Origin of the sequence: Pseudomonas sessilinigenes, from assembly GCF_003850565.1 — a bacterium.
Lineage (GTDB): Bacteria > Pseudomonadota > Gammaproteobacteria > Pseudomonadales > Pseudomonadaceae > Aquipseudomonas > Aquipseudomonas sessilinigenes.
In genome coordinates, this window is the sequence record NZ_CP027706.1 from 4,870,544 (window position 1) to 4,891,085 (window position 20,542).

Genomic DNA, 20,542 nt, shown 5'->3' on the forward strand with positions numbered 1-20,542 from the left:
AAGGATGGCCATGATCTGTGCACAGTTATAGCCCGGTGATCGGGTCAGCACGGTGACGGCTGGCTGTCAGCGCTGTCAGAAAAGTCCTTCATGGGGGCTGGCGGCTCGCTCAAAGTGCTGCGCTGCACAGGTATACTGCCGCTCCCCTGGCCTGTTCCTGGGCCTGCCTGCCCTATCTCCCCGGAGTTTCCATGACATCCCCCGTACAGCCCGATCCCCATGAGGCTTCGCACACCGAGCCTGCGGCTGAGCCGGTCGCCAGCGACAGCGACGGCAAGACTGCGATCCCGGCGTTCAAGTTTCCTTTCAAGCCATCGCAGTTCATGGCAGCCAAGAATGCCCGCCAGACCGGGTATCAGGGTGGTGGTGGCGACTATCACGCCAAGACCCCCGGTGTAGCGCCTCCGGGCACTCGACGCTCCATGGGAAAACGCTGAGATCGCCGACAATCGCGGATAAAGCAGCGATTTATGCTTTTCAAGCACGATGATGGCTAATTGCTTTAAACCTGAGCTGGATCAGTATTTGTGCTTTCAGTGCGCTTAGAGTCAGCAGCCCTGCTGACTCCACCCAACAATTACGAGCGCGCTATCCATGAAGATCAACCTTCCGGTTACTGGGCGAAACGTGGACTTTGCCCCTGATGCGAACATCCTCTCGACCACCGATCTGACCAGCGCGATCACCTACGCCAACCCTGATTTCATCAAGATCAGTGGTTACAGCCGTGAAGAATTGTTGGGCTCTCCCCATCACCTGTTGCGTCATCCGGACATGCCGTCGGCGGCCTTTGCCCATATGTGGCGAACCCTCAAGCGTGGCCGCTCCTGGATGGGCATGGTGAAGAACCGTTGCAAGAACGGTGATCATTATTGGGTCAGCGCCTACGTGACGCCGGTCACCCGCGATGGCCAGGCGGTGGAGTATCAATCGGTACGGACCAAGCCCAGTACGCAGCAGGTGGAGGCCGCGGAGCGGGCTTATCGGCGCCTGAACACCCCAGGCCCGTCCTGGTGGAACCTGCTGCCGGTGATGAGCCTGCGCCTGCGTCTGTGGGCCTGGATCAGCGCCAGCTTCATCGGCACTTTCGGGGTCTCGGTGTGGTTGTTGCCGCAATCGTGGATGTACCAGGGAGTGGCCGTTGCCCTGGGCTGCTGCCTGGGGGCTACCGGCATTGGTTGGCAGTTGCGGCCGCTGCAGCGGCTCACCGAACGGGCCCGGCAGATTGGCGACAACCCCTTGAGCCAGGGCATCTATACCGGGCGCGCCGATGAGTTCGGGCGTATCGAGTTCGCCCTGCAGATGCTCGAGGCCCAAGTGGGCGCAGTGGTGGGGAGGATCGGCGATGCTTCCCAGCGCCTGGCCGGGCATGCGGCGGAACTGGTGGAGCACCTGCACAGCAGCCACAACAGCACCCTGGAGCAGCAGGCGGAAACCGACCAGGTGGCGGCGGCCATCCACCAGATGGCGGCCAGCGTGGCGGAGGTGGCGACCCATGCCCAGCAGGCTTCGGTGGCTGCCGACCAGGCTGAGAGCGAAACCCGTGAAGGCCACCAGTTGGTGGGGGAAAGCCGCAGCGCGGTGTTGCGCCTGGCCAGCGAGCTGGAGCGAGCCACCGAGGTCATCCATCAGTTGGAAAGCCACAGTACGGATATCTCCGGGGTGCTGGAGGTCATCCGCAGCATCGCCGAGCAGACCAACCTGCTGGCCCTGAATGCGGCGATCGAGGCCGCGCGAGCCGGGGAGCAGGGCCGTGGTTTTGCCGTGGTGGCCGACGAAGTGCGCGGTCTGGCCCAGCGCACCCAGGACTCCACCAACGAGATCCAGCGCATGATCAGCACCCTGCAAAACGGCGCGCGCAATGCTGTGGAGGCCATGCAGCACAGCAGCCAGCATGTGGAGAGCAGCGTCGATCAGGCCCAGCGTGCGGCGGTGGCCCTGGACGGCATCAGCCAGCGGGTGAACCAGATCACCGAGATGAGCCTGCAGATTGCCGCGGCGGTGGAAGAGCAGAGCGCGGTGAGCGAGGACATCAACCGCAACATCATCGGCATTCGCAGTGCCTGCGAAGCCACGGTCAACGCCGGCCAGCTCAGCCACGTCAATTCCGGGGATGTGGCCGGGTTGGCGGGAGATTTGCGGCAGTTGGCGCTGGAGTTCTGGCACAAGCGCGGTTGAAGCCCGCGCCGGTGCTCGAAGTCGCAGACGTCAGGCTGCCCGCAGCGGGATGAAGGCGTAGTCCAGGGGCGTGTCGCTGACCACCTGGGCACCGCTGGCCGCCACCTGTGTGGCCACTTGCTCGCCGGACAGGTGGAAGCGCCAGGCTTGTTCCGCCTGTGCCGAGGGCTCGGCCTGGAGCTGGTCGATGGCATTGGCCAGGGCGCCCATGTCCGGCAGGTAGGCGGTAAAACCATCGCCCTTGAGCGCCGTGGTACGAATGCCCAGGCGGGCGCAAATGGCCTGCTTGAGCTGGATGTCATCACGGTCGGCCTGGCGCGAGCGCTGGATCAGCCCGGCCAGTTCCTCATCCACCAGTTGCCCGCCGAGGATCAACTGCGGGCCCTGTTCCCAGGATTCCGGCGGGCAATCCTTGGCCGTGGGGGCCAGAGGAATGTGTGGGTTGATCTCCATGGGGTAGATACGGCACACCAACGGCCGACGTTCATAGATGCGGCACAGTTGGTCTTCGTCAAGATTCCGGCAGGGGCCGACGTTATAGGCCGCGAAGGTGATCGCTACATAGGCATCGGTGGTGCCGCTGGGCACACGACAGGAACGGCGCTGGGCATGTTCTCGCTGTTGCTCCGGCAAACCCAGGCCATTGCCCAGGAAGGCCTCCACCAGCACGATCACCTGGCCGCCATCGGCCGCCCAGGCGCGGGCTTCGGTGAGAGTCAGGGGGACATGGTGGTCGTGGCAGCACTTGCCACAGCCTACGCAGGAAAACCGAGTGTTCATGGCACGAGCAACCAGAGTGGATCGATAGGGCGCGTCGTTTTTCTGTTGCCCGACGCCGTGGAAACCCCTGGCGAAGCAAGTTATGCGCCAGTCAGCGGGCCTTGAGCGCCGGGCGGATGGCGTCCCACTCACTGACCACCGCCTTGCGGCTTGACCGGTGGTACAGGCATAGCTCGATGCCGCTGCGACCCTGCATGTGCTTCTGTGGATACTGGCCCTGGAGCAAGAGGGCGCTATAGCCGACCTGGTCGTCGAACTGCGCACTGTTGCCCAGCGGCTTGGGGTTTTTCAAGCCGCTGGCCTGGATGCAGGCGCGCTGCATGGCCTGCTCCAGCTCGGCCCAGGCCTGGTCGCTGGAAGCATGGGCTGTGCCGCAAATGGCGCCGAGGCAAAGCAGGGCCAGGGTCTTGTGGTTCATGGGGCGAGATCTCAAGGCGTGATACCCAGGTGGACCCCGGCGACGGCCTGTCGTTCGCTGCCGCCGCAGGATTGTGCTTCATGTGGCCGCTGTCGCGCGCACGGAAGAGGAGGGAATCGCTGAGGGGCGCGGGTCCTGTCGCAGTTTCGCAGGCCTGGCAGCGGCTACAGGCCGGGCGTGTTGGCGCAAGTTTGCCTATGGCCCCCGTTCGCGGCGGACCACTTGCATGCCGGCACTGTCGTACAGGCGGCGGGCGCGCAGGTTGTCTTCCAGCACCTTGAGATCGAGCCGCTCTTCCCGGCGTTCGGCGAACATCACGAACACCTGTTGCAGCAGGGCCCGGCCCAGGCCTCGGCCACGGGCGTCGGCATGCACCACCAGGTCCTTGAGGTAGGCGCTGGTCCAGCACTGGGCAACGCCTATCACGTGCCCGGCCTCCAGGAGCACCAGGCACAGATCGGGATCGTATTCGGCATCGGTCTCGAAGGCCTTGCGCCAGGTATCGAGGTCCGGGACGCGACCGCCACCATCCAGGTAGCCCAATTGCATCAAGTGATGCACCTGGGGCGCCAGTTCCAGGCTGTAGGACTGCAGGCTGACCCCGGCCGGCCATTGGGGGGCGAGTTGCGGGCCGGTCAGGTCACGGCGCATCAACAGGCAGTAGCGTTCCTCCAAGACTCAACCTCCCTGGGCGGCGATCGCCTTGGCTGCATCGATCAGGCAACGGGTCAGCTCCGGCGAGGAGAACTTGGTCAGCACCGCATTGGCCCCGGCCTGGCGCGCTTTCTCACTGTTCATCGCGCTGTCCAGGGAGGTGTGCAGCAGCACATACAGGTGGGCGAAATCCGGGGTCTCGCGCAGGGTCCGGGTCAGGGCGTAGCCGTCCATCTCGGACATTTCGATATCCGAGACGATCAGGTTGATCTCGTTGGCCGTGCCTTGCAGTTCCAGCAGGCAGTCGATGGCTTCCTTGGCGCTGCGGGCGGTGTGGCATTGCAGACCGAGGTTGCGCAGTGTGTGCACCGACTGCTGCAGCGCCACCTGGCTGTCGTCCACCACCAGGATGCGCGCGTTGCCCAGGACCTCGGCGTCTTCCATGCTCAGCTCGGTGGGGGCCATTTCGATCTGGGTCGGGGCGATGCCGTGGATCACTTTCTCGATATCCAGCACCTGGACCAGGGTCCCGTCGACCTGGGTTACGCCGGTGATGTAGGACCTGACGCCGCCCGAGCCGTAGGGCGGTGGACGAATATCGGTAGTCAGGCAATGCACGATCTTGCTCACGGCCTGCACATGCAGGCCCTGCTTGGAACGGCTGACGTCGGTGACGATCAGGCAACCGGCATCCGGATCAGCCAGGGGACGCTCGCCGATGGCCCGGCTGAGATCGATCACCGACAACGAGTTGCCGCGCAGGGTGGCGATGCCTTTCACATGGGGGTGGGATTCCGGCAGCTTGGTCAGCGGCGGGCAGGGAATGATTTCACTGACTTTAAGCAGGTTGATTGCCATCAGCTTGCCGCTGCGCAAGGTAAACAGCAGAAGCGAAAGCGAATCTGCGCGGGCTTTGTTGGAGGACATAAAAACCTTCTTCTTGAAAAATTGGCGCGTGGTTCGAACCACGGACAACCATTGATAACGGGTTATCGACGCTTTCAGGGCAGGCTTTAGTCGGATTGCCCGCTCACTTGAGTCAGTGTCACGGCCTGTACGTGCCTGTGCTGCCGGCCCAGCGATGACCTGGGCCGGGAGTCATTTCAGGCCCAGGCGTTTGGCCAGGCGGTTGAGGTTGGCCCTGTCCAAGCCTAGCTCACGGGCAGCCGCGGCCCAGTTGTGCTGGTGTCGTTCAAGGCAGGTTTCGATCAGTTGGCGCTGGTAGTGCTCGGTAGCCAGGCGCAGGTCGCCATGGGGGGCTGGCGCAGGCAATGCTTCGCAGACGAGGTCAGGGGAAATGGCCGCTCTTTCGTTGGCCAGGGGCAGGTCCAGGTCCTGGGCGTCCAGGCTGAGAATCCGCGGTCGCTCACGGCAGTTGCCCAGGGCCTTGAGGGCGCTGCGGCCGATCAGGTGCTCCAGTTCGCGGACGTTGCCCGGCCAGTTGTAGGCCAGCAAGGCTGCCTGGGCCTCGGCGTTGAGGCGCAGGCTGCCCAGGCCCATGCGTGAGCGGTTCTGTTCCAGGAAGTAGCCGCTGAGCAGCAAGACGTCGCGTCCTCGCTCGCGCAGGGATGGTACCCGTAGCGGGTACACGCTGAGGCGGTGGTAGAAGTCGGCACGATAGCGACCGTTGCGTACCTCTTGTGCCAAGTCGCGGTTGGTGGCGGCGATCAGGCGCACATCCACCCGATGCTCCTTGTCCGAGCCCAGGCGCTGCAACTGGCCGCTTTGCAGCACGCGCAGCAGCTTGGCCTGTACGGTCAGTGACAACTCACCCACTTCATCGAGGAACAGGGTGCCGCCATTGGCCAGTTCGAACTTGCCCCGGCGATCCTGGGTGGCCCCGGTGAACGCCCCCCGGACATGGCCGAACAGCTCGCTTTCCACCAGGGTGTCGGGCAGTGCCGCGCAATTGAGGCTGATCAGCGGCTGCTCGGCGCGCAGCGAGGCGGCATGGATAGCCTGGGCCACCAACTCCTTGCCAACCCCGGTTTCACCGGTGATCAGCACCGTCAGGTCGCTGCTGCCCACCAGGGCGATTTCTTCCATCAGGTGCTTGTGGGCCTTGCTCTGGCCGATCATTTCCCGGTGTTGGCCGCTGGCCTGGCGATAGACCTCTGCGCGCTGGTGCTCGTTCTCGGCGCGCAGGGCCAGGCGCTCGATGCGTTCGGCGGCGCTGACCGTGGCCGCAGCCAGGCTGGCGAAGGCCTGCAGGGCATCCAGTTCGATGGGTTCGAAGCGTTGCGGGTCCAGTGCATCGAGGGTCAGCAGGCCCCATGGGCGTTCGTCGACGAACAGTGGGCAGCCCATGCAGTCGTGGATTTCCAGGTGCTCATCGAGCCCTTCCACCAAGCCATCGTAAGGGTCGGGTAGCTGGCTGTCGCTGGCGAAGCGGGTTGGCCCCGGGCTGCCCAGCAACGCGGCGAAGCGTGGGTGCTCGCTGACCTTGAAGCGCCGGCCCAGGGTGTCGGTGCTCAGGCCGTCGACGGCTAGCGGTACCAGCCACTCGCCATCCAGGCGCAACAGTGCGGCGGCATCGCAAGGCAAGAGCACGCGCAGGGCCTCCAGCAGGCGTCGATAGCGTTCGCCTTCCGGCAATTCCCGTGACAGGTCGGTGACCAGGGGTAGCAGGGTGGTGAGCAGGGCTTTTGCAGTCATAGTGACTCCTTGTAGTCGATGCGACTATAAATCTATTGAAGTCTTTATGACTACTATGTTCATAAGATATTGAATTTAAAGAATTTTTATCTTGGCACGAATACTGATTGGACAAGGGAAACCTGCAAGCAGTCATAAGTCCAGGAGTTGTCCCATGCTAAGCGTCCAAGATCGCGCCATCATCAAATCCACCGTCCCGCTGCTGGAAAGCGGTGGTGAGGCCCTGATCACCCATTTCTACCGGATGATGCTCTCGGAGTATCCAGAAGTCCGCCCGCTGTTCAACCAAGCCCACCAGGCCAGCGGCGACCAGCCCCGGGCCCTGGCCAATGGCGTGCTGATGTACGCCCGGCACATCGACCAGCTCGACCAACTGGGAGACCTGGTCGCCAAGATCATCAACAAGCACGTTGCCTTGCAGATCTTGCCCGAGCACTACCCGATCGTCGGGACCTGCCTGTTGCGGGCGATCTCGGAAGTGCTGGGCAGCGAGATCGCCACCCAGGAGGTGATCGACGCCTGGGCAGCAGCCTACAACCAACTGGCGGATATCCTGATTGGCGCCGAGGGTGCCATTTATGACCAGAAAGCCCAGGCGCCGGGTGGCTGGCGTGGGGCCCGGGAGTTCAAGCTGGTGCGCAAGGTGCAGGAGAGTGCGGAAATCACCTCTTTGTATTTCGAGCCGGCAGACCAGGGGGCGATCCTCGCCGCCGAGCCGGGCCAGTACATCGGCCTGCAGCTGTTCATCGATGGCCAGGAAATTCGCCGCAATTACTCGCTGTCGGCGTTGTCCGACCAGGGCCAGTACCGCATCAGCGTCAAGCGCGAGGCCGGTGGCGTGGCTTCCAACTACCTGCATGACCAATGCCCGGTGGGCAGTAGCATCATGCTGTTCCCGCCTGCCGGGGAGTTCACCCTCCAGGCCAGCGACAAGCCGTTGGTGCTGATCAGTGGGGGCGTCGGCATCACCCCGACCCTGCCGATGCTGGAGGCAGCCCTGGCCACCGAGCGCCCGGTGCACTTTATCCACTGCGCCCGCAATGGCCAGGTGCATGCCTTCCGCCAGTGGGTCGATGCCCTGGCCGCGCGTTATCCACAGCTCAAGCGCTTCTATTGCTATGCCGAGGATGATGGCGTCAGCCCGGCGGCCGACACCCTGGGCCTGTTGACCCAGGACCAACTGGCACAGTGGCTGCCCGAGCAGCGCGATCTGGATGCCTACTTCCTCGGGCCCAAGGGCTTCATGGCCGCGATCAAGCGCCACCTGAAGGCCCTGGGCATTCCTGAGCAGCAGAGCCGCTACGAGTTCTTCGGCCCGGCCGCGGCCCTGGAGTAACCCTCCCACCTGCCGTAATGCCGATCAGTCAAGGAAGGTGATTCCCTGTAGGAGCGAGGCTTGCTCGCGATGGTGGTTAACGCTAGTGCGTGTTCACTGGATAAACCCAGCGCTCTGAAGTCCATCGCGGGCAAGACTCGCTCCTACAGCATTACCCGCCTACCTGCTCCTGTTCTCCAGGAGCCTTGGGGCATCGGCAATTTCCCCAGCCATTGGCCAACCTTGAAAGGGTGGCTGGCGCGTTAATCCCGACTTAACCTGCCTGTCGTTAATTTCCTGCGATATCGTCCGGGACGCGATGGCCTGGGCGATCCGTTCGATTCCGTCGCTCGCCCGGCAGGCCTTGGCTTGCAGCGGGCAAGCCGTGCATTCAAAGGTCATGTTCAGCGTGTAGACTTCCGGGCACTGCGACGGCGAACCGGCCATTTGGCAATTTCACAGCGCGCCGCCGCGATTAGAGGCGGGCGGGCCGCTGCAACACACAGAAAAAGGAATAGGGATGAGTGACGACAGACTGCGTTTGGGACGTGAACGGCGCTTCCTGGTGCTGCTGGGGGTTATCTGCCTGGCACTGATCGGCGGTGCCCTGTACATGCAGGTGGTATTGGGCGAGGCGCCTTGCCCGCTGTGTATCCTGCAACGCTATGCCTTGTTGCTGATCGCGATCTTCGCCTTCATCGGCGCGGCCCTCAGCTCGCGGCGGGGGGTCACCATCATGGAGACCCTGGTGGTCATCTGCGCCATCGCCGGCGCCGGAGTGGCCGGGCACCATGTGTATACCCAGTTCTACCCGGCGGTGAGTTGCGGCATCGATGTGCTGCAGCCGATCGTCGATAGTCTGCCGCTGGCGAGCATCTTTCCCCTGGGCTTCCAGGTCGATGGTTTCTGCTCCACGCCGTACCCGCCGATCCTGGGCTTGTCCCTGGCCCAGTGGGCGTTGCTGGCGTTCGTGCTGACGGTGATCCTGGTGCCGCTGGGCGTGGTGCGCAACCGCAAGCAAAGCTACTGATCCCTTCGAAAAGCCCCGGCCCCTCCACAGGGGCCGGGGCTTTTTTGTCGGACACGAGGTGACCGGCAAGGTGGTGATTTGTGACAAGCGTGGGTGCAACAAAAGTGCGACATGTTGTCACACTGCCGCTGTCGCAGAGGGGCGGGGGAATGGTTTCAAGAGACTGCAAATTACCTGACTGGTTCAATCTGTGCCTGTCAGTTTGTGCACGTCGACAGGACCGCAAAAAACCATAGCCTGCTATCTATACAATTCTTCACAGACCCCGTTTTATAAGGGCTGAGGCATATGGATGGCGGCTTTCAGCGGTTTTTAAGGCCCCCGGAGTAGGGGGGCATGAGGGGCTTTTTTGGGGTTTTTGTTGCGAATGAAAATCGATATGATTCGGCGGCTTCGTAACAATCATGTGGGATTGTTGCGGTCAGCGATAAAAATTATTTCGGGATAAGACATGGTTTATAAAACGCGACATATCTACAATCGCCCGCACTGAATTTCCGACGCTGCTCACCCCTGAGCACACGAGGATGGTCGAGGAGTGGATTGAGCGCTCCATGCGACTGCAGGTGTCGGCGCCTTCCTAACTTCCGCACCAAATGGAATTGGTCTGTAACAAGGCCTTTGACCACGAGATCGAATAAGAACCACTGCTAGCCCGGGATGTGTCGTTGAGCGTTTCACGCAACGGGCAGGCCCTTATTCAATTGAAGAAAAATGCCAACCCTTGGCAGGGTGAAGTGTTGGCGATCAAAACCCAACTGCATTGCGCAAGCTGCTTTAGAGGTCGTGAGATGAGTAAAAACAGGTACCCCAGATTACTAGGCTTATTGCCGCTGCTCAGCATGTTGATGCTGGGAGGCTGCAAATGGACCTTGCTTGATCCCAAGGGTCAGGTTGGTCTGGATGAACGAAACCTGATCATCACTGCAACCATTCTGATGCTGCTGGTGGTGGTACCGGTCATTATCATGACCTTCGCCTTCGCCTGGAAATATCGCGCTTCCAACAAGGACGCGACCTACGCACCGAAGTGGTCCCACTCCACCAAGATCGAAGTGGCCGTATGGGCCGTGCCGATCATGATCATCATTGCCCTGGGCTATGTGACCTACAAGTCGACCCACGCCCTGGACCCGTATCGTCCACTGGAGTCCGACGTCAAGCCGGTGACCATCGAAGTGGTCGCGATGGACTGGAAGTGGCTGTTCATCTATCCCGATCAAGGGATCGCCACCGTCAACAAGATCGTGTTCCCGGCCCATACCCCGGTCAACTTCCGCGTGACCTCCGACACCGTGATGAACTCGTTCTTCATCCCGGGCCTGGGCGGCCAGATCTACGCGATGGCGGGCATGACCACCAAGCTGCACCTGATTGCCAACCAGAACACCGAACTTGAAGGTATCTCCGCCAACTACAGCGGCGCGGGTTTCACCGGCATGAAGTTCAAAGCGATCGCAACCAGCCAGGAAGAGTTCGACGCCTGGGTAAACGAAGTCAAGAAGGCACCTAAACAGCTGGACACAGCTGAATACGCGGCCCTTTCCAAGCCAAGCCAGAACAACCCTGTGGAGCTCTACTCCTCGTACGCGCCAAACCTGTTCCAGACCATCGTCGACAAGTATGAAGGTATGACTCCAGGCAAGCCGCTCAAGCACGAGAAGAAAGAGAAAGAAGTGGCCACTTCGCAGGGAATGGACATGAGCTCGCATTCAGCTGCCGGGGCAGAGGAGTAAACGATGTTTGGTAAATTAAGTCTGGACGCGATACCGTTCCACGAGCCGATTGTCATGGTCACCATTGCCATGATCGCGCTGGGTGGTCTGGCGGTCGTCGCGGGTATCACCTATTTCAAGAAATGGACCTACCTGTGGTCCGAGTGGCTGACTTCGGTCGACCACAAGAAAATCGGCGTGATGTACATCATCGTCGCCATGGTCATGCTGCTGCGTGGTTTTGCCGACGCCATCATGATGCGTTCCCAGCTGGCCCTGGCCACCGAGGGTTCGCCTGGTTACCTGCCACCTGAACACTATGACCAGATCTTCACCGCCCACGGTGTGATCATGATCATCTTCATGGCGATGCCATTCTTCACCGGCCTGATGAACCTCGTCGTGCCGCTGCAGATCGGCGCTCGCGACGTGGCCTATCCATTCCTCAACTCCCTGAGCTTCTGGCTGCTGGTTTCCGGCGTCGTGCTGATCAACCTGTCCCTGGGTGTTGGCGAATTCGCCAAGACCGGCTGGGTTGCCTATCCGCCGCTGTCGGGCCTGCAATACAGTCCTGGCGTGGGTATGGACTACTACATCTGGGCGCTACAGCTTTCAGGTCTAGGGACAACGCTGACGGGGGTCAACTTCCTGGCCACCGTACTGAAGATGCGTACCCCGGGCATGAAGATCATGGACATGCCGATCTTCACCTGGACCTGCACCTGGGCCAACGTGCTGATCGTGGCTTCGTTCCCGATCCTGACCGCTACCCTGGCGCTGCTGACGCTTGACCGCTACATGGATTTCCACATTTTCACCAATGAACTTGGTGGCAATCCAATGATGTACGTGAACCTGTTCTGGGCCTGGGGTCACCCCGAGGTGTACATCCTGATCCTGCCGGCGTTCGGTATCTTCTCCGAAGTCATCTCGACCTTCTCCGGCAAGCGCCTGTTCGGCCACCATTCGATGATCTACGCTTCCGGCGCGATCTCGATCCTGGGCTTCATGGTCTGGCTGCACCACTTCTTCACCATGGGTTCGGGTGCCAGCGTCAACGCCTTCTTCGGTCTGGCGACGATGCTGATTTCGATCCCGACGGGGGTGAAGCTGTTCAACTGGCTGTTCACCATCTACCACGGCCGCTTGCGCATCACCAGCCAGGTTCTGTGGACCCTGGGCTTCATGGTGACCTTCGCCATCGGCGGCATGACCGGCGTACTGCTGGCCATCCCGGGTGCCGACTTCGTTCTGCACAACAGCCTGTTCGTGATCGCGCACTTCCACAACGTGATCATCGGCGGTGCGGTATTCGGTTACATCGCCGGCTTCGGCTTCTACTTCCCGAAAGCCTTCGGCTTCAAGCTGCATGAAGGTTGGGGCAAGGCTGCCTTCTGGTTCTGGATCTCGGGCTTCTTCGTCGCGTTCATGCCGCTCTATGCACTGGGCTTCATGGGCATGACCCGTCGTCTGAACGCCACCACCAACCCAGAGTGGGTGCCGTACCTGTACGTCGCCATGGTGGGTGCAGTCTTGATCGCTGTGGGTATCGCCTGCCAGTTGATCCAGCTGTACGTCAGCGTGCGTGATCGCAAGCAGAACATGTGTGTATCGGGCGACCCGTGGAATGCCCACACCCTGGAATGGTCGACCTCGTCGCCACCTCCGTTCTACAACTTCGCGGTACTGCCGAAAGCCGAAGGTATCGATCCGTTCACCGAAGTCAAGGAAAACGGCACTGCCTACGAGCAGCCTGGCCGCTACCAGCCGATCCACATGCCCAACAACACCGCTACCGGTTTGGTCATGGGGGCTCTGCTGACCGTGTTCGGTTTCGCCATGATCTGGCACATCTGGTGGATGGCCATCGCGAGCCTGGCCGGCACCGTGATCTATTTCGCGATCCACGCTGCCCGTGATGATCAAGGCTACATGGTGCCGGTCGAGACGATCGAGCGCATCGAAGCCGAGCAGCACAAGCGTCTGGTATCGGAGAAGAAGATCCCGGCTACCCGTGTTGAAACCTCGTTGGAACAGGCTTAATCCATGTCGAACTTAGTGACCAATGCTGGACACGCCCATGGTCATGACCATGGGCACGATGACCATCACCACGACTCGGGCGAGATGACCGTATTCGGTTTCTGGCTCTACTTGATGACCGACTGCATTCTGTTTGCGTCGATCTTCGCGGTATACGCGGTACTGGTTAACAACGTAGCGGGTGGCCCGTCGGGCCACGACATCTTCGAACTGCCTTATGTACTGGGCGAAACCGCTCTGCTGCTGTTCAGTTCGATCACCTACGGCTTCGCCATGCTGGCGTTCTTCCGGGGCAACAAGAAGCAGGTTCTGGGCTGGCTGGCCATGACCTTCCTGTTCGGCCTGGGCTTCATCGGCATGGAGATCAACGAGTTCCACCTGCTGATCTCCGAAGGCTACGGCCCTAGCCGTTCCGGCTTCCTGTCCGGGTTCTTCACCCTGGTCGGTACCCACGGTCTGCACGTGACCAGCGGTCTGATCTGGATGGCAATCATGATGTACCAGGTGCAGAAAAAAGGCCTGACGGCGACCAACAAGACCCGTCTGAGCTGCCTGAGCCTGTTCTGGCACTTCCTGGACGTGGTGTGGATCTGCGTATTCACCGTTGTTTACCTGATGGGGACTATGTAAATGGCCAACGCACACTCCCACGACGAAGCCGGTCACGGCAGCGTCAAGTCCTACGCCATCGGCTTCATCCTGTCGGTCATCCTGACACTGATCCCGTTCGGCCTGGTGATGTACCCGTCGCTGCCTAAAGACGTGACCCTGTGGATCGTCCTGGCGTTCGCGGTGATCCAGGTGCTGGTGCACCTGGTGTACTTCCTGCACCTGGACCGTTCCGCGGCACAGCGCAACAACGTGGTGGCGTTCATCTTCGCCGCGTTGGTCATTGTCCTGCTGGTTGGTCTGTCGTTGTGGATCATGTTCAGCATCCACACCGTCATGATGGCGAAGTGAGGTAGACCCGATGTCGCTCAAGCACTTTATCCAAATCACCAAACCGGGGATCATTTTCGGTAACGTGCTTTCGGTGGCAGGCGGGTTCTTCCTGGCCTCGAAGGGGCATGTCGATCTGGCCATTTTCCTGGCCGCCATGATCGGCACCTCGCTGGTGGTAGCGTCCGGTTGCGTGTTCAACAACTGCATCGACCGTGACATCGACCTGAAGATGGAGCGCACCAAGAACCGCGTGCTGGTCCAGGGCCTGATCTCCCTGGAAGTGGCCCTGGTCTATGCCTCCCTCCTCGGTGTCGCCGGCGTCGCCTTGCTGTACTACGTGGCCAACCCGTTGGCCGCATTGTTCGCGGTAATCGGCTTTGTCATCTACGTTGGCTTCTACAGCCTGTACCTCAAGCGCAAGTCGGTTCACGGCACGCTGGTGGGCAGCCTGTCCGGGGCCATGCCGCCGGTGATTGGTTACGTGGCCGTGAGCAACAGCTTCGACATGGCCGCGTTGACCCTGCTGGTGATGTTCAGCCTGTGGCAGATGCCGCATTCCTATGCCATCGCGATCTTCCGCTTCAACGACTACCTGGCCGCATCGATCCCGGTGCTGCCGGTCAAGCGCGGTATTCGCGTGGCCAAGAAGCACATCCTGTACTACATCCTGGCGTTCCTGGTGGCGACCCTGATGCTGACCTTCAGCGGGTATGCCGGCATGAGCTACATGGCGGTAGCGGCGGCGATGGGCATGTACTGGCTGTACATGGCCTGGACCGGCTACAAGGCGGTGGATGACACCGTGTGGGCCCGCAAGCTCTTCGTGTTCTCGATCTTCACCATCACCGCGTTGAGCGTGATGATGTCGGTGGATTTCAAGGCCCCGGCCGAGCTCTTGCTGACCTACGCCCACTGAGCCTGACGATGTTCGAAAAAGCCCTGCCTTGCGCAGGGCTTTTTTGTGCTTGTCGGTAAGTGCGGCGATTGTCTGGACAAGTAGCCCCCGGGCATGATTCATTCAGCGCTCGTTCAACAGTAGGAGGTTGGACGAGCCGGTTTCTGGCGGTGGCGATTCACTCCAGGCGCTTCGGATCGAAGGCCGTCGTGGCAGCGGGTTCAAAAGATCCGGTTGTCTTTATGTTGACCAGGGATGAGGCACATGCGAAGCGACAATCTATCCAATAACCCCACGTCTTTGGCCGCGCTGGATCGGCGCGAGCAATTGGACAGCGAACTGGCCAACCTCGGGTTGGGCCTGTTCGAGGTCTATCAATGCGGGCCGACGCTGGACGAAGCGGAAACCATCACCAACCACCCCGAAGTCCTGCAACCGCCCAAGGTTGACGAGGGCTACCAGCGCGAGCAACTGCTGTCGCTGTCCAAGCGGCGCATCAAGCCGTTTTTCTGGAGCGACGAAAACCTGCTGGTCAACGCCGACGAAGAAGGCCATGCACCGCCGGTAGCCGAAGGTGCGAGTTTCATCGTCCATGGTAACCAGGGGTTCTATTCGATCCTCAACTTGTGCAGCCTGGGTGAGAGCCATCGCTTCCGGGAAACGGTGCAAGCGCACAAGAGCGATATCCAGATGCTCTTGGTCTCGGTCTACGACGAGTCCCTGGAGAGCAGTGCCCCTATTCCCGAACTGCCGACAAGTATCCTGACTCCCCGGGAAACCGAAGTGCTGTCATGGACCAGTATTGGCAAGACGTATAACGAGATTTCGTTGTTGGCCAATATGAGTCCGCGCACCGTGAAGTTTCATATGAAGAATATCTTCAATAAACTCGAGGTGAATAACGGTAAGTCGGCTATTCGCAAAGCGCTGCAACTTGGATATATAAAAGAGCCTGAGTAACTTCTCCTCGAGTTCGCCGGTTAAAAAACCTCTTACACCTTACTGGACTGCGCACGAGCCTGATCGTGCGCAGCCTTGTGCTGGTCCTTCAAATGACTCCCGACCATGTCCCCGAGGCCGTGCCTCACCAGGCTCGCCCAGCGCTCTCCCGTACGGGTTTTGAGCCTGTTTGGATGAACTTTTCCTGGGCCAGGTCCAGGAAATACAGGCCCTGGCAGCGACCCTGTCTAAAAGGGCAGCTTGTTGCCAAGGTGGCGCTGCTTTAGTTTTTTTCCTGCGATAAAGCCTGGTCCAGGCAATAAAAAAATTAGCCGCAATGTTCGCCAGCCTTGTGTTCCGAATCGGGAATCAAGCAGCGCGTGATCAAATTGAGCGTGATTGAAGTTGATTCCCTTCTGCTAAGGAAGTGAACGTTGTTGCGTACCGCTTAATTATGGAGTGATTATGCAGGTCGATAAGAATAAAGAGCCTACTGGTGAATTGGCCGCGGGGATTACACGTGAAACTTTCGGGATGTTGAAACATCTTTGCAAGAAAGATAATTACCACTGGATGATTGCCCTCGGCAAAGACTACGCCATCATTGCCTTCGCCATTTATCTGTCCCTTGGAATCAGCTACTGGTTCTATCCGCTGTCGCTGTTCCTGATTGGCACCACCCAACGCGCCTTGGCCAACATCCTTCATGAGTCGGCCCACAAGATGCTGGCCGAGAACCGCGCGATCAACTGGTTTGCCGGGACCTTTCTTTCCGGCTACCTGATTTTTCACCTGCACCAGTCCTATGTGGTGTCGCACATCAAGAACCACCATGTGCACCTGGGGCACCCGGAAAAAGACCCGGACTATGCCTTCCACCTCAAGTGCGGCCTGTATGACGTCAATCAATCCGAGCGTGAGTTCTTCCTGAAGAACGTGCTGATGGCACTCTCCGGGTTCCGCACCCTGCAATACATCAAGTACATCGTCAACGACCGGGTCAAGCCCCAGGGCCAGGATCGCAAGTTCACCATCGAACGCTGGTTGCTGTGGGGCTACTGGCTGGCCATTTTCGCGGTGGCCGGCTACTTCGGGGTGATCGGCCAGTTGCTGCTGTTCTGGCTGGTACCGCTGTTCACCATGGCGGTGGCAGTGGGCTGGATCATCGAGCTGGCGGAGCACTATCCATTGCCGGCGGCCGAAAAGGAAAAACTCCTGCTGACCCGTAACCGCAAGGGTTCGGCCCTGGAAAACTTCTTCTTCGGCCGGCATGACGACAACTACCACCTGGTGCACCACCTGCATCCAGCCATTCCCCACTGGAACATGAAGAAAGCCCATGCGCTACTGATGACTCACCCCGAGTACGCCCGCTGGGACAACCTTTGGGCCGGCATCTTCACTCGCGACCGCAAGGGCCGGCACAAGGAGACGATGCTCAGCTACGCCGCCAAGTACCGCGCCCATCGCCTGAGCAATCGTGACGACACCAGCAGTTTCGCCCAGCAGATCCTTACTCAAGCTTCCGGGGTTTGAACCATGACCGATATGCCATCCAGCCTCATCGCAACCCTGGCCCTGAAAAGGCTCGCAGCCACCCCGGCCTATCGCGAAATGTTCCTGGCCTGCGCTTCCCTGCGTGATTTCCTGCGTCCTGCGGCCCTGCGCTACATCATTTCCGAGGACCGTGCGCAGATGCTGGACAAACTTGCAGCCCTGCAACTCAAGGGCTACCGCACCGGGTTGGAATATGTGGGTGAGGAGGCCAATACCCTGGCCGAAGTCCAGCAGGCCACCGAGGAATACCTGCGGTTGATCGACGCGATGTCCAGCCATGGCGGATTGCAGGAGCCGACCCAGTTGGGCTTCGACCTGTCCAACGTGGGCAGCCTGATTTCCCGTGAGCTGGCACTGGAGAACTGCAACCGCATCCTGGCCCGGGCCGCCGAACGCTCGGTCGGAGTGATCATCAGCATGGAACGGTCGCAATGGACCGATTCGATCCTGGATATCTTCCTGGCATTGAGCCGCCAGCATTCGCACCTGGGCATCACCCTGCAGGCTCAGCTGAACCGCACCGCCGATGACCTGGAAGACGTACTCAAGACCGGTTGCAAGGTGCGCCTGGTCAAGGGGGTCTACAGCGAGCCTGCGGCCGTCGCCCTGCCTCGGGGCGAAGCCCTGGACCAGCGATATCTGGGTTTGTTGGAGCGCATCCGTGGTGCCGGTATCGCCTATGCCTTCGCCACCCAGGACCCAAGCCTGGTGCAAACCATCTGTGCCAGCGGGCTGGCCGATGGCGGGGAACTGGAGATGCTCCATGGTGTGCGCCCGCAACTGATCAAGTCGGTCAAGGACCAGGGCCGGGTCAAGACCCGGGTCTCGGCGGTCTACGGCACCAACTGGTACCTGCACTTGCTGCATCGCATCGCCGAGTTTCCCGAGAACATTTTCCTGGCACTGGATGACGTGGCGAGCAAGCGCCAGTCGACAACCGCCGCCTCCTACTGATTGGGCCTTCTCATGAAAAAATATGTCGCGTTGGTCGATGTCTACTCCAGCGGTAACTTCCTGCCGCAATACTTCAAGGACGCCGGGATCGGCCTGCTGCATGTGCAGAGCACCAAGGAGCTGATGCCGAGCATGCTCGGCCCGAACCTGGACGAGTTCGAGCACAACCTGGCGTTCGACGACAATGCCCAGGATATCGTCGCACGCTTGCGCGAATTCCCGCTGGTGGCGGTCATCGCCGGCCAGGAGCCAGGCGTGCCGTTCGCCGACTACCTGAGCGAGCAACTGCAGTTGCCGAGCAATGGCAGTGCCGGTTCGCTGGCCCGGCGCAACAAGTTCGAGATGATCAACAAGGTGGCGGCCGCCGGCCTGCTCACCGCACGCCAGGTCAAGTCCAGCAGTGCCGCGCAACTGCTGGAGTGGGTCGAGGCCGGCAATGTGCTGCCCTGCGTGATCAAGCCGCTGAGTTCGGCATCGACCGATGGCGTATCGATTTGCCATGACCTGGCGGATGTCGAACGAGCCTGCCAGGAGGTGCTGGCCAACCAGGACATCTTCGGCCTGGCCAACACCGAGATCCTTTGCCAGTCCTACCTCAAGGGCAACGAGTACATCGTCGACACCGTCAGTCGCGATGGCCAGACCTATGTCTGCGGTATCTGGCGCTACGTCAAGCGCGAGATCGGCCATGGCAAGAACATCTACGACCGCGACGTGCTGATCGCCCCGGACAGCGACGTTGCCAATGCGCTGGTGGACTACATCCTCCAGGTTCTCAAGGCCTTGGGTATCGACAACGGGCCTGCGCATTCGGAAGTCATCATGACCGAGCAGGGACCGGCGCTGGTGGAGGTGGGGGCGCGGCTGAACGGCAACATGGAGCCGCGCTTCCACGACATCAGCCTGGACGGCAACCAGGCGCAACTGACCTACCTGGCCTATTGCGAGCCCGAGCGCTTCAAGGCGCAGTACGCTGGCAAGCGCTACAAGAAGCTCAAGGAGGCTTGCGTGATCAACACCGATACCACCCTGAGTGGCGAGGTCACCGGTTTCGATCCACAGGCCATCCAGAGCATCGAGAACCTGGCGACGGTGCATAAGCTCAGCGTCAAGTACAAGGTGGGCAAGCAGATGAAACCCACCGTGGACCTGCTCAGCAGCCCGTTGCGAGTGTTCCTGTACGCCGACGAGCAGCAGCGGATCGACCAGGACTACGAGCAGATCCGCGCCTACAAAGATCGCGTGTACTGCGTACGATGATGGGCACCTATCACGCCCTGCGCGGGCTCAACCGGCGCTTGCAGGCACTGTTCGTGGTGACCCTGGTGTTTCGCATGGGCACCATGGCGTTCCCGTTCTACGCCGCCTACCTGATCCACCAGCATGCAGTCTCGGCGAGTATCGCCGGGCTGCTGGTGGGCACTTATGGCGTGGGTGCGCTGTTCGTCGACCTGATCGTCGGGGCGCTGATCAAGCGCTTCTCCTCGGGGAGGGTGATCCTGGGTTCGCTGCTGACCAACGCCCTGCTGTTGCTGATCATCCCCTCGATCGACAGCATCGCGGCGTTGTTCGTGCTGTCGTTCCTCTGGGGGGGCTGCTACGAGGCCTTCACTCCGGCGACCTTCTCGGAGACGGTCAAGCACAGCGACCTGCAAACCCGCAAGGTGGCGTTTTCCTGCAATCGCCTGGCGATCAATATCGGCATGGCCATCGGTCCACTGCTGGGCAGCCTGGTGTTCCTCAGTTCGGCCAGCGCGGTGTTCTACATCAATGCCGGGCTATCGCTGTTGTCGTTCGTCGTCTGCCTGCGCTTTGCCGGCCATGCCTCCACGCAGGCCGCGGGCATGGCGGCGAACCAGGGGCGTGGCAACGGCTTGCCCGATAGCGTGCCGTTCGAGCGCTCGCGCTTGCTGGTGATCCTGTTGACCTCATTGCCGGTGCACATTGCCTATGCCCTGCCGCCGACGTTTCTCTCGGCCTACATCATCAACTACACCGATCTTCCGACCTACTTCGTCGGGATCATCTTCTTCATCAATGCACTGCTGGTGATCCTGTTCGAAGTGCCGATCAACCAGCGCATGTCCCATCTCTCCAGCAGCTACTCGCTGGTTGCGGGCTTTGTGTTGGCCGGGATCGGTTTCTTCCTCATGGGCTTCAGCGAGATCGGCTTGCTGCTGTTGCTGGCGACCGTGCTGTGGAGCCTGGGGGAGATGATCGTCTTTCCCAGCATCACGCACTACGTCAGCAGCATCTCCAGCCAGCACACGGTGGATCGCAACCTGGGCTACTACTCGGCTGGCGTGAACATCGGGGTGATGATCACGCCCTCCCTGGCCTTCATGCTGGTGACCCAGCCGGCGTTGCTTTCGCCCTGGCTGGTCGCGGGGATCGTGTTGCTGTTGTTCGGCATCGGTGTGTCATTGATGAAACGTTCGGCCACTCTCTGGAACAAGGAAGCCTGAGC

Annotated in this window: 19 protein-coding genes and 1 pseudogene; 15 read left to right on the forward strand and 5 right to left on the reverse strand. The window is 60.6% G+C overall.

What is annotated here, in order from left to right:
* Nucleotides 1-191 precede the first annotated feature (191 nt).
* From C4K39_RS22665 to C4K39_RS22670, 3 genes and pseudogenes are all read left to right on the forward strand, one after another.
* Entirely contained in the window at nt 192-437 is a 246-nt protein-coding gene (locus C4K39_RS22665) for a hypothetical protein (protein WP_068578873.1), read from the forward strand.
* A 157-nt stretch (nt 438-594) separates the two neighbouring features.
* Nucleotides 595-876, forward strand: a pseudogene (locus tag C4K39_RS32305) (PAS domain-containing protein); the annotation flags it as partial.
* Between the two features lie 246 nt (nt 877-1,122).
* On the forward strand, nt 1,123-2,178 hold the full coding sequence (locus C4K39_RS22670) for a methyl-accepting chemotaxis protein (protein WP_416220698.1): 1,056 nt from the start codon (nt 1,123-1,125) through the stop codon (nt 2,176-2,178).
* Between the two features lie 30 nt (nt 2,179-2,208).
* Here C4K39_RS22670 and C4K39_RS22675 read toward each other — a convergent pair whose 3' ends face one another.
* The 5 genes from C4K39_RS22675 to norR form a co-directional block, all read right to left on the reverse strand.
* Nucleotides 2,209-2,958 carry a YkgJ family cysteine cluster protein gene (locus tag C4K39_RS22675; protein ID WP_068605546.1) on the reverse strand — a complete coding sequence of 250 codons (750 nt, stop codon included), beginning with the start codon at nt 2,956-2,958 and terminating at the stop codon, nt 2,209-2,211.
* A 91-nt stretch (nt 2,959-3,049) separates the two neighbouring features.
* The gene (locus tag C4K39_RS22680) at nt 3,050-3,376 is read right to left on the reverse strand and encodes a hypothetical protein (protein WP_068588633.1); all 327 of its coding nucleotides are present in this window, start codon (nt 3,374-3,376) and stop codon (nt 3,050-3,052) included.
* A 195-nt stretch (nt 3,377-3,571) separates the two neighbouring features.
* Nucleotides 3,572-4,051, reverse strand: a complete 480-nt coding sequence (locus C4K39_RS22685; RefSeq protein ID WP_124347457.1) for a GNAT family N-acetyltransferase — start codon at nt 4,049-4,051, stop codon at nt 3,572-3,574.
* A gap of 3 nt (nt 4,052-4,054) precedes the next feature.
* Nucleotides 4,055-4,957, reverse strand: a complete 903-nt coding sequence (locus tag C4K39_RS22690) for a chemotaxis protein CheV (RefSeq protein WP_068588639.1) — start codon at nt 4,955-4,957, stop codon at nt 4,055-4,057.
* Nucleotides 4,958-5,128: 171 nt separating this feature from the next.
* Complete coding sequence (gene norR / locus C4K39_RS22695; protein ID WP_124347458.1) at nt 5,129-6,685, reverse strand: nitric oxide reductase transcriptional regulator NorR; 1,557 nt, start codon at nt 6,683-6,685, stop codon at nt 5,129-5,131.
* Between the two features lie 154 nt (nt 6,686-6,839).
* On the opposite strand from norR, the gene hmpA reads away from it, so the two are divergent.
* The 12 genes from hmpA (at nt 6,840) to C4K39_RS22760 (ending at nt 20,540) form a co-directional block, all read left to right on the forward strand.
* The gene (gene hmpA, locus C4K39_RS22700; protein WP_068588643.1) at nt 6,840-8,021 is read left to right on the forward strand and encodes an NO-inducible flavohemoprotein; all 1,182 of its coding nucleotides are present in this window, start codon (nt 6,840-6,842) and stop codon (nt 8,019-8,021) included.
* A 499-nt stretch (nt 8,022-8,520) separates the two neighbouring features.
* Nucleotides 8,521-9,030: a disulfide bond formation protein B gene (locus tag C4K39_RS22705; RefSeq protein ID WP_068588650.1), complete on the forward strand. Its 510-nt coding sequence runs from the start codon at nt 8,521-8,523 to the stop codon at nt 9,028-9,030.
* 791 nt (nt 9,031-9,821) lie between these two features.
* Nucleotides 9,822-10,766 (forward strand): ubiquinol oxidase subunit II, encoded by a 945-nt coding sequence (gene cyoA / locus C4K39_RS22715; protein ID WP_068588654.1) that lies wholly within the window; start codon nt 9,822-9,824, stop codon nt 10,764-10,766.
* 3 nt (nt 10,767-10,769) lie between these two features.
* Nucleotides 10,770-12,788, forward strand: a complete 2,019-nt coding sequence (cyoB, locus tag C4K39_RS22720) for a cytochrome o ubiquinol oxidase subunit I (RefSeq protein WP_124347459.1) — start codon at nt 10,770-10,772, stop codon at nt 12,786-12,788.
* A 3-nt stretch (nt 12,789-12,791) separates the two neighbouring features.
* A complete protein-coding gene (locus tag C4K39_RS22725) occupies nt 12,792-13,418 on the forward strand; it encodes a cytochrome o ubiquinol oxidase subunit III (protein WP_031320461.1) in 627 nt (208 codons plus the stop codon).
* Nucleotides 13,419-13,748 carry a cytochrome o ubiquinol oxidase subunit IV gene (gene cyoD / locus C4K39_RS22730; RefSeq protein WP_060840942.1) on the forward strand — a complete coding sequence of 110 codons (330 nt, stop codon included), beginning with the start codon at nt 13,419-13,421 and terminating at the stop codon, nt 13,746-13,748.
* 10 nt (nt 13,749-13,758) lie between these two features.
* A complete protein-coding gene (gene cyoE, locus C4K39_RS22735; RefSeq protein WP_068588660.1) occupies nt 13,759-14,646 on the forward strand; it encodes a heme o synthase in 888 nt (295 codons plus the stop codon).
* 243 nt (nt 14,647-14,889) lie between these two features.
* Entirely contained in the window at nt 14,890-15,585 is a 696-nt protein-coding gene (locus C4K39_RS22740) for a helix-turn-helix transcriptional regulator (protein WP_124347460.1), read from the forward strand.
* Nucleotides 15,586-16,098: 513 nt separating this feature from the next.
* A complete protein-coding gene (locus C4K39_RS22745; RefSeq protein WP_225926540.1) occupies nt 16,099-17,100 on the forward strand; it encodes a fatty acid desaturase family protein in 1,002 nt (333 codons plus the stop codon).
* Nucleotides 17,101-17,103: 3 nt separating this feature from the next.
* Entirely contained in the window at nt 17,104-18,075 is a 972-nt protein-coding gene (locus tag C4K39_RS22750; protein ID WP_124347462.1) for a proline dehydrogenase family protein, read from the forward strand.
* 12 nt (nt 18,076-18,087) lie between these two features.
* Nucleotides 18,088-19,335, forward strand: coding sequence for an ATP-grasp domain-containing protein (locus C4K39_RS22755; protein ID WP_124347463.1), 1,248 nt, complete (start codon nt 18,088-18,090; stop codon nt 19,333-19,335).
* A complete protein-coding gene (locus tag C4K39_RS22760; RefSeq protein WP_178083974.1) occupies nt 19,335-20,540 on the forward strand; it encodes an MFS transporter in 1,206 nt (401 codons plus the stop codon). Before C4K39_RS22755 ends, C4K39_RS22760 begins: the two co-directional genes overlap by 1 nt.
* The last annotated feature ends 2 nt before the right edge of the window (nt 20,541-20,542 follow it).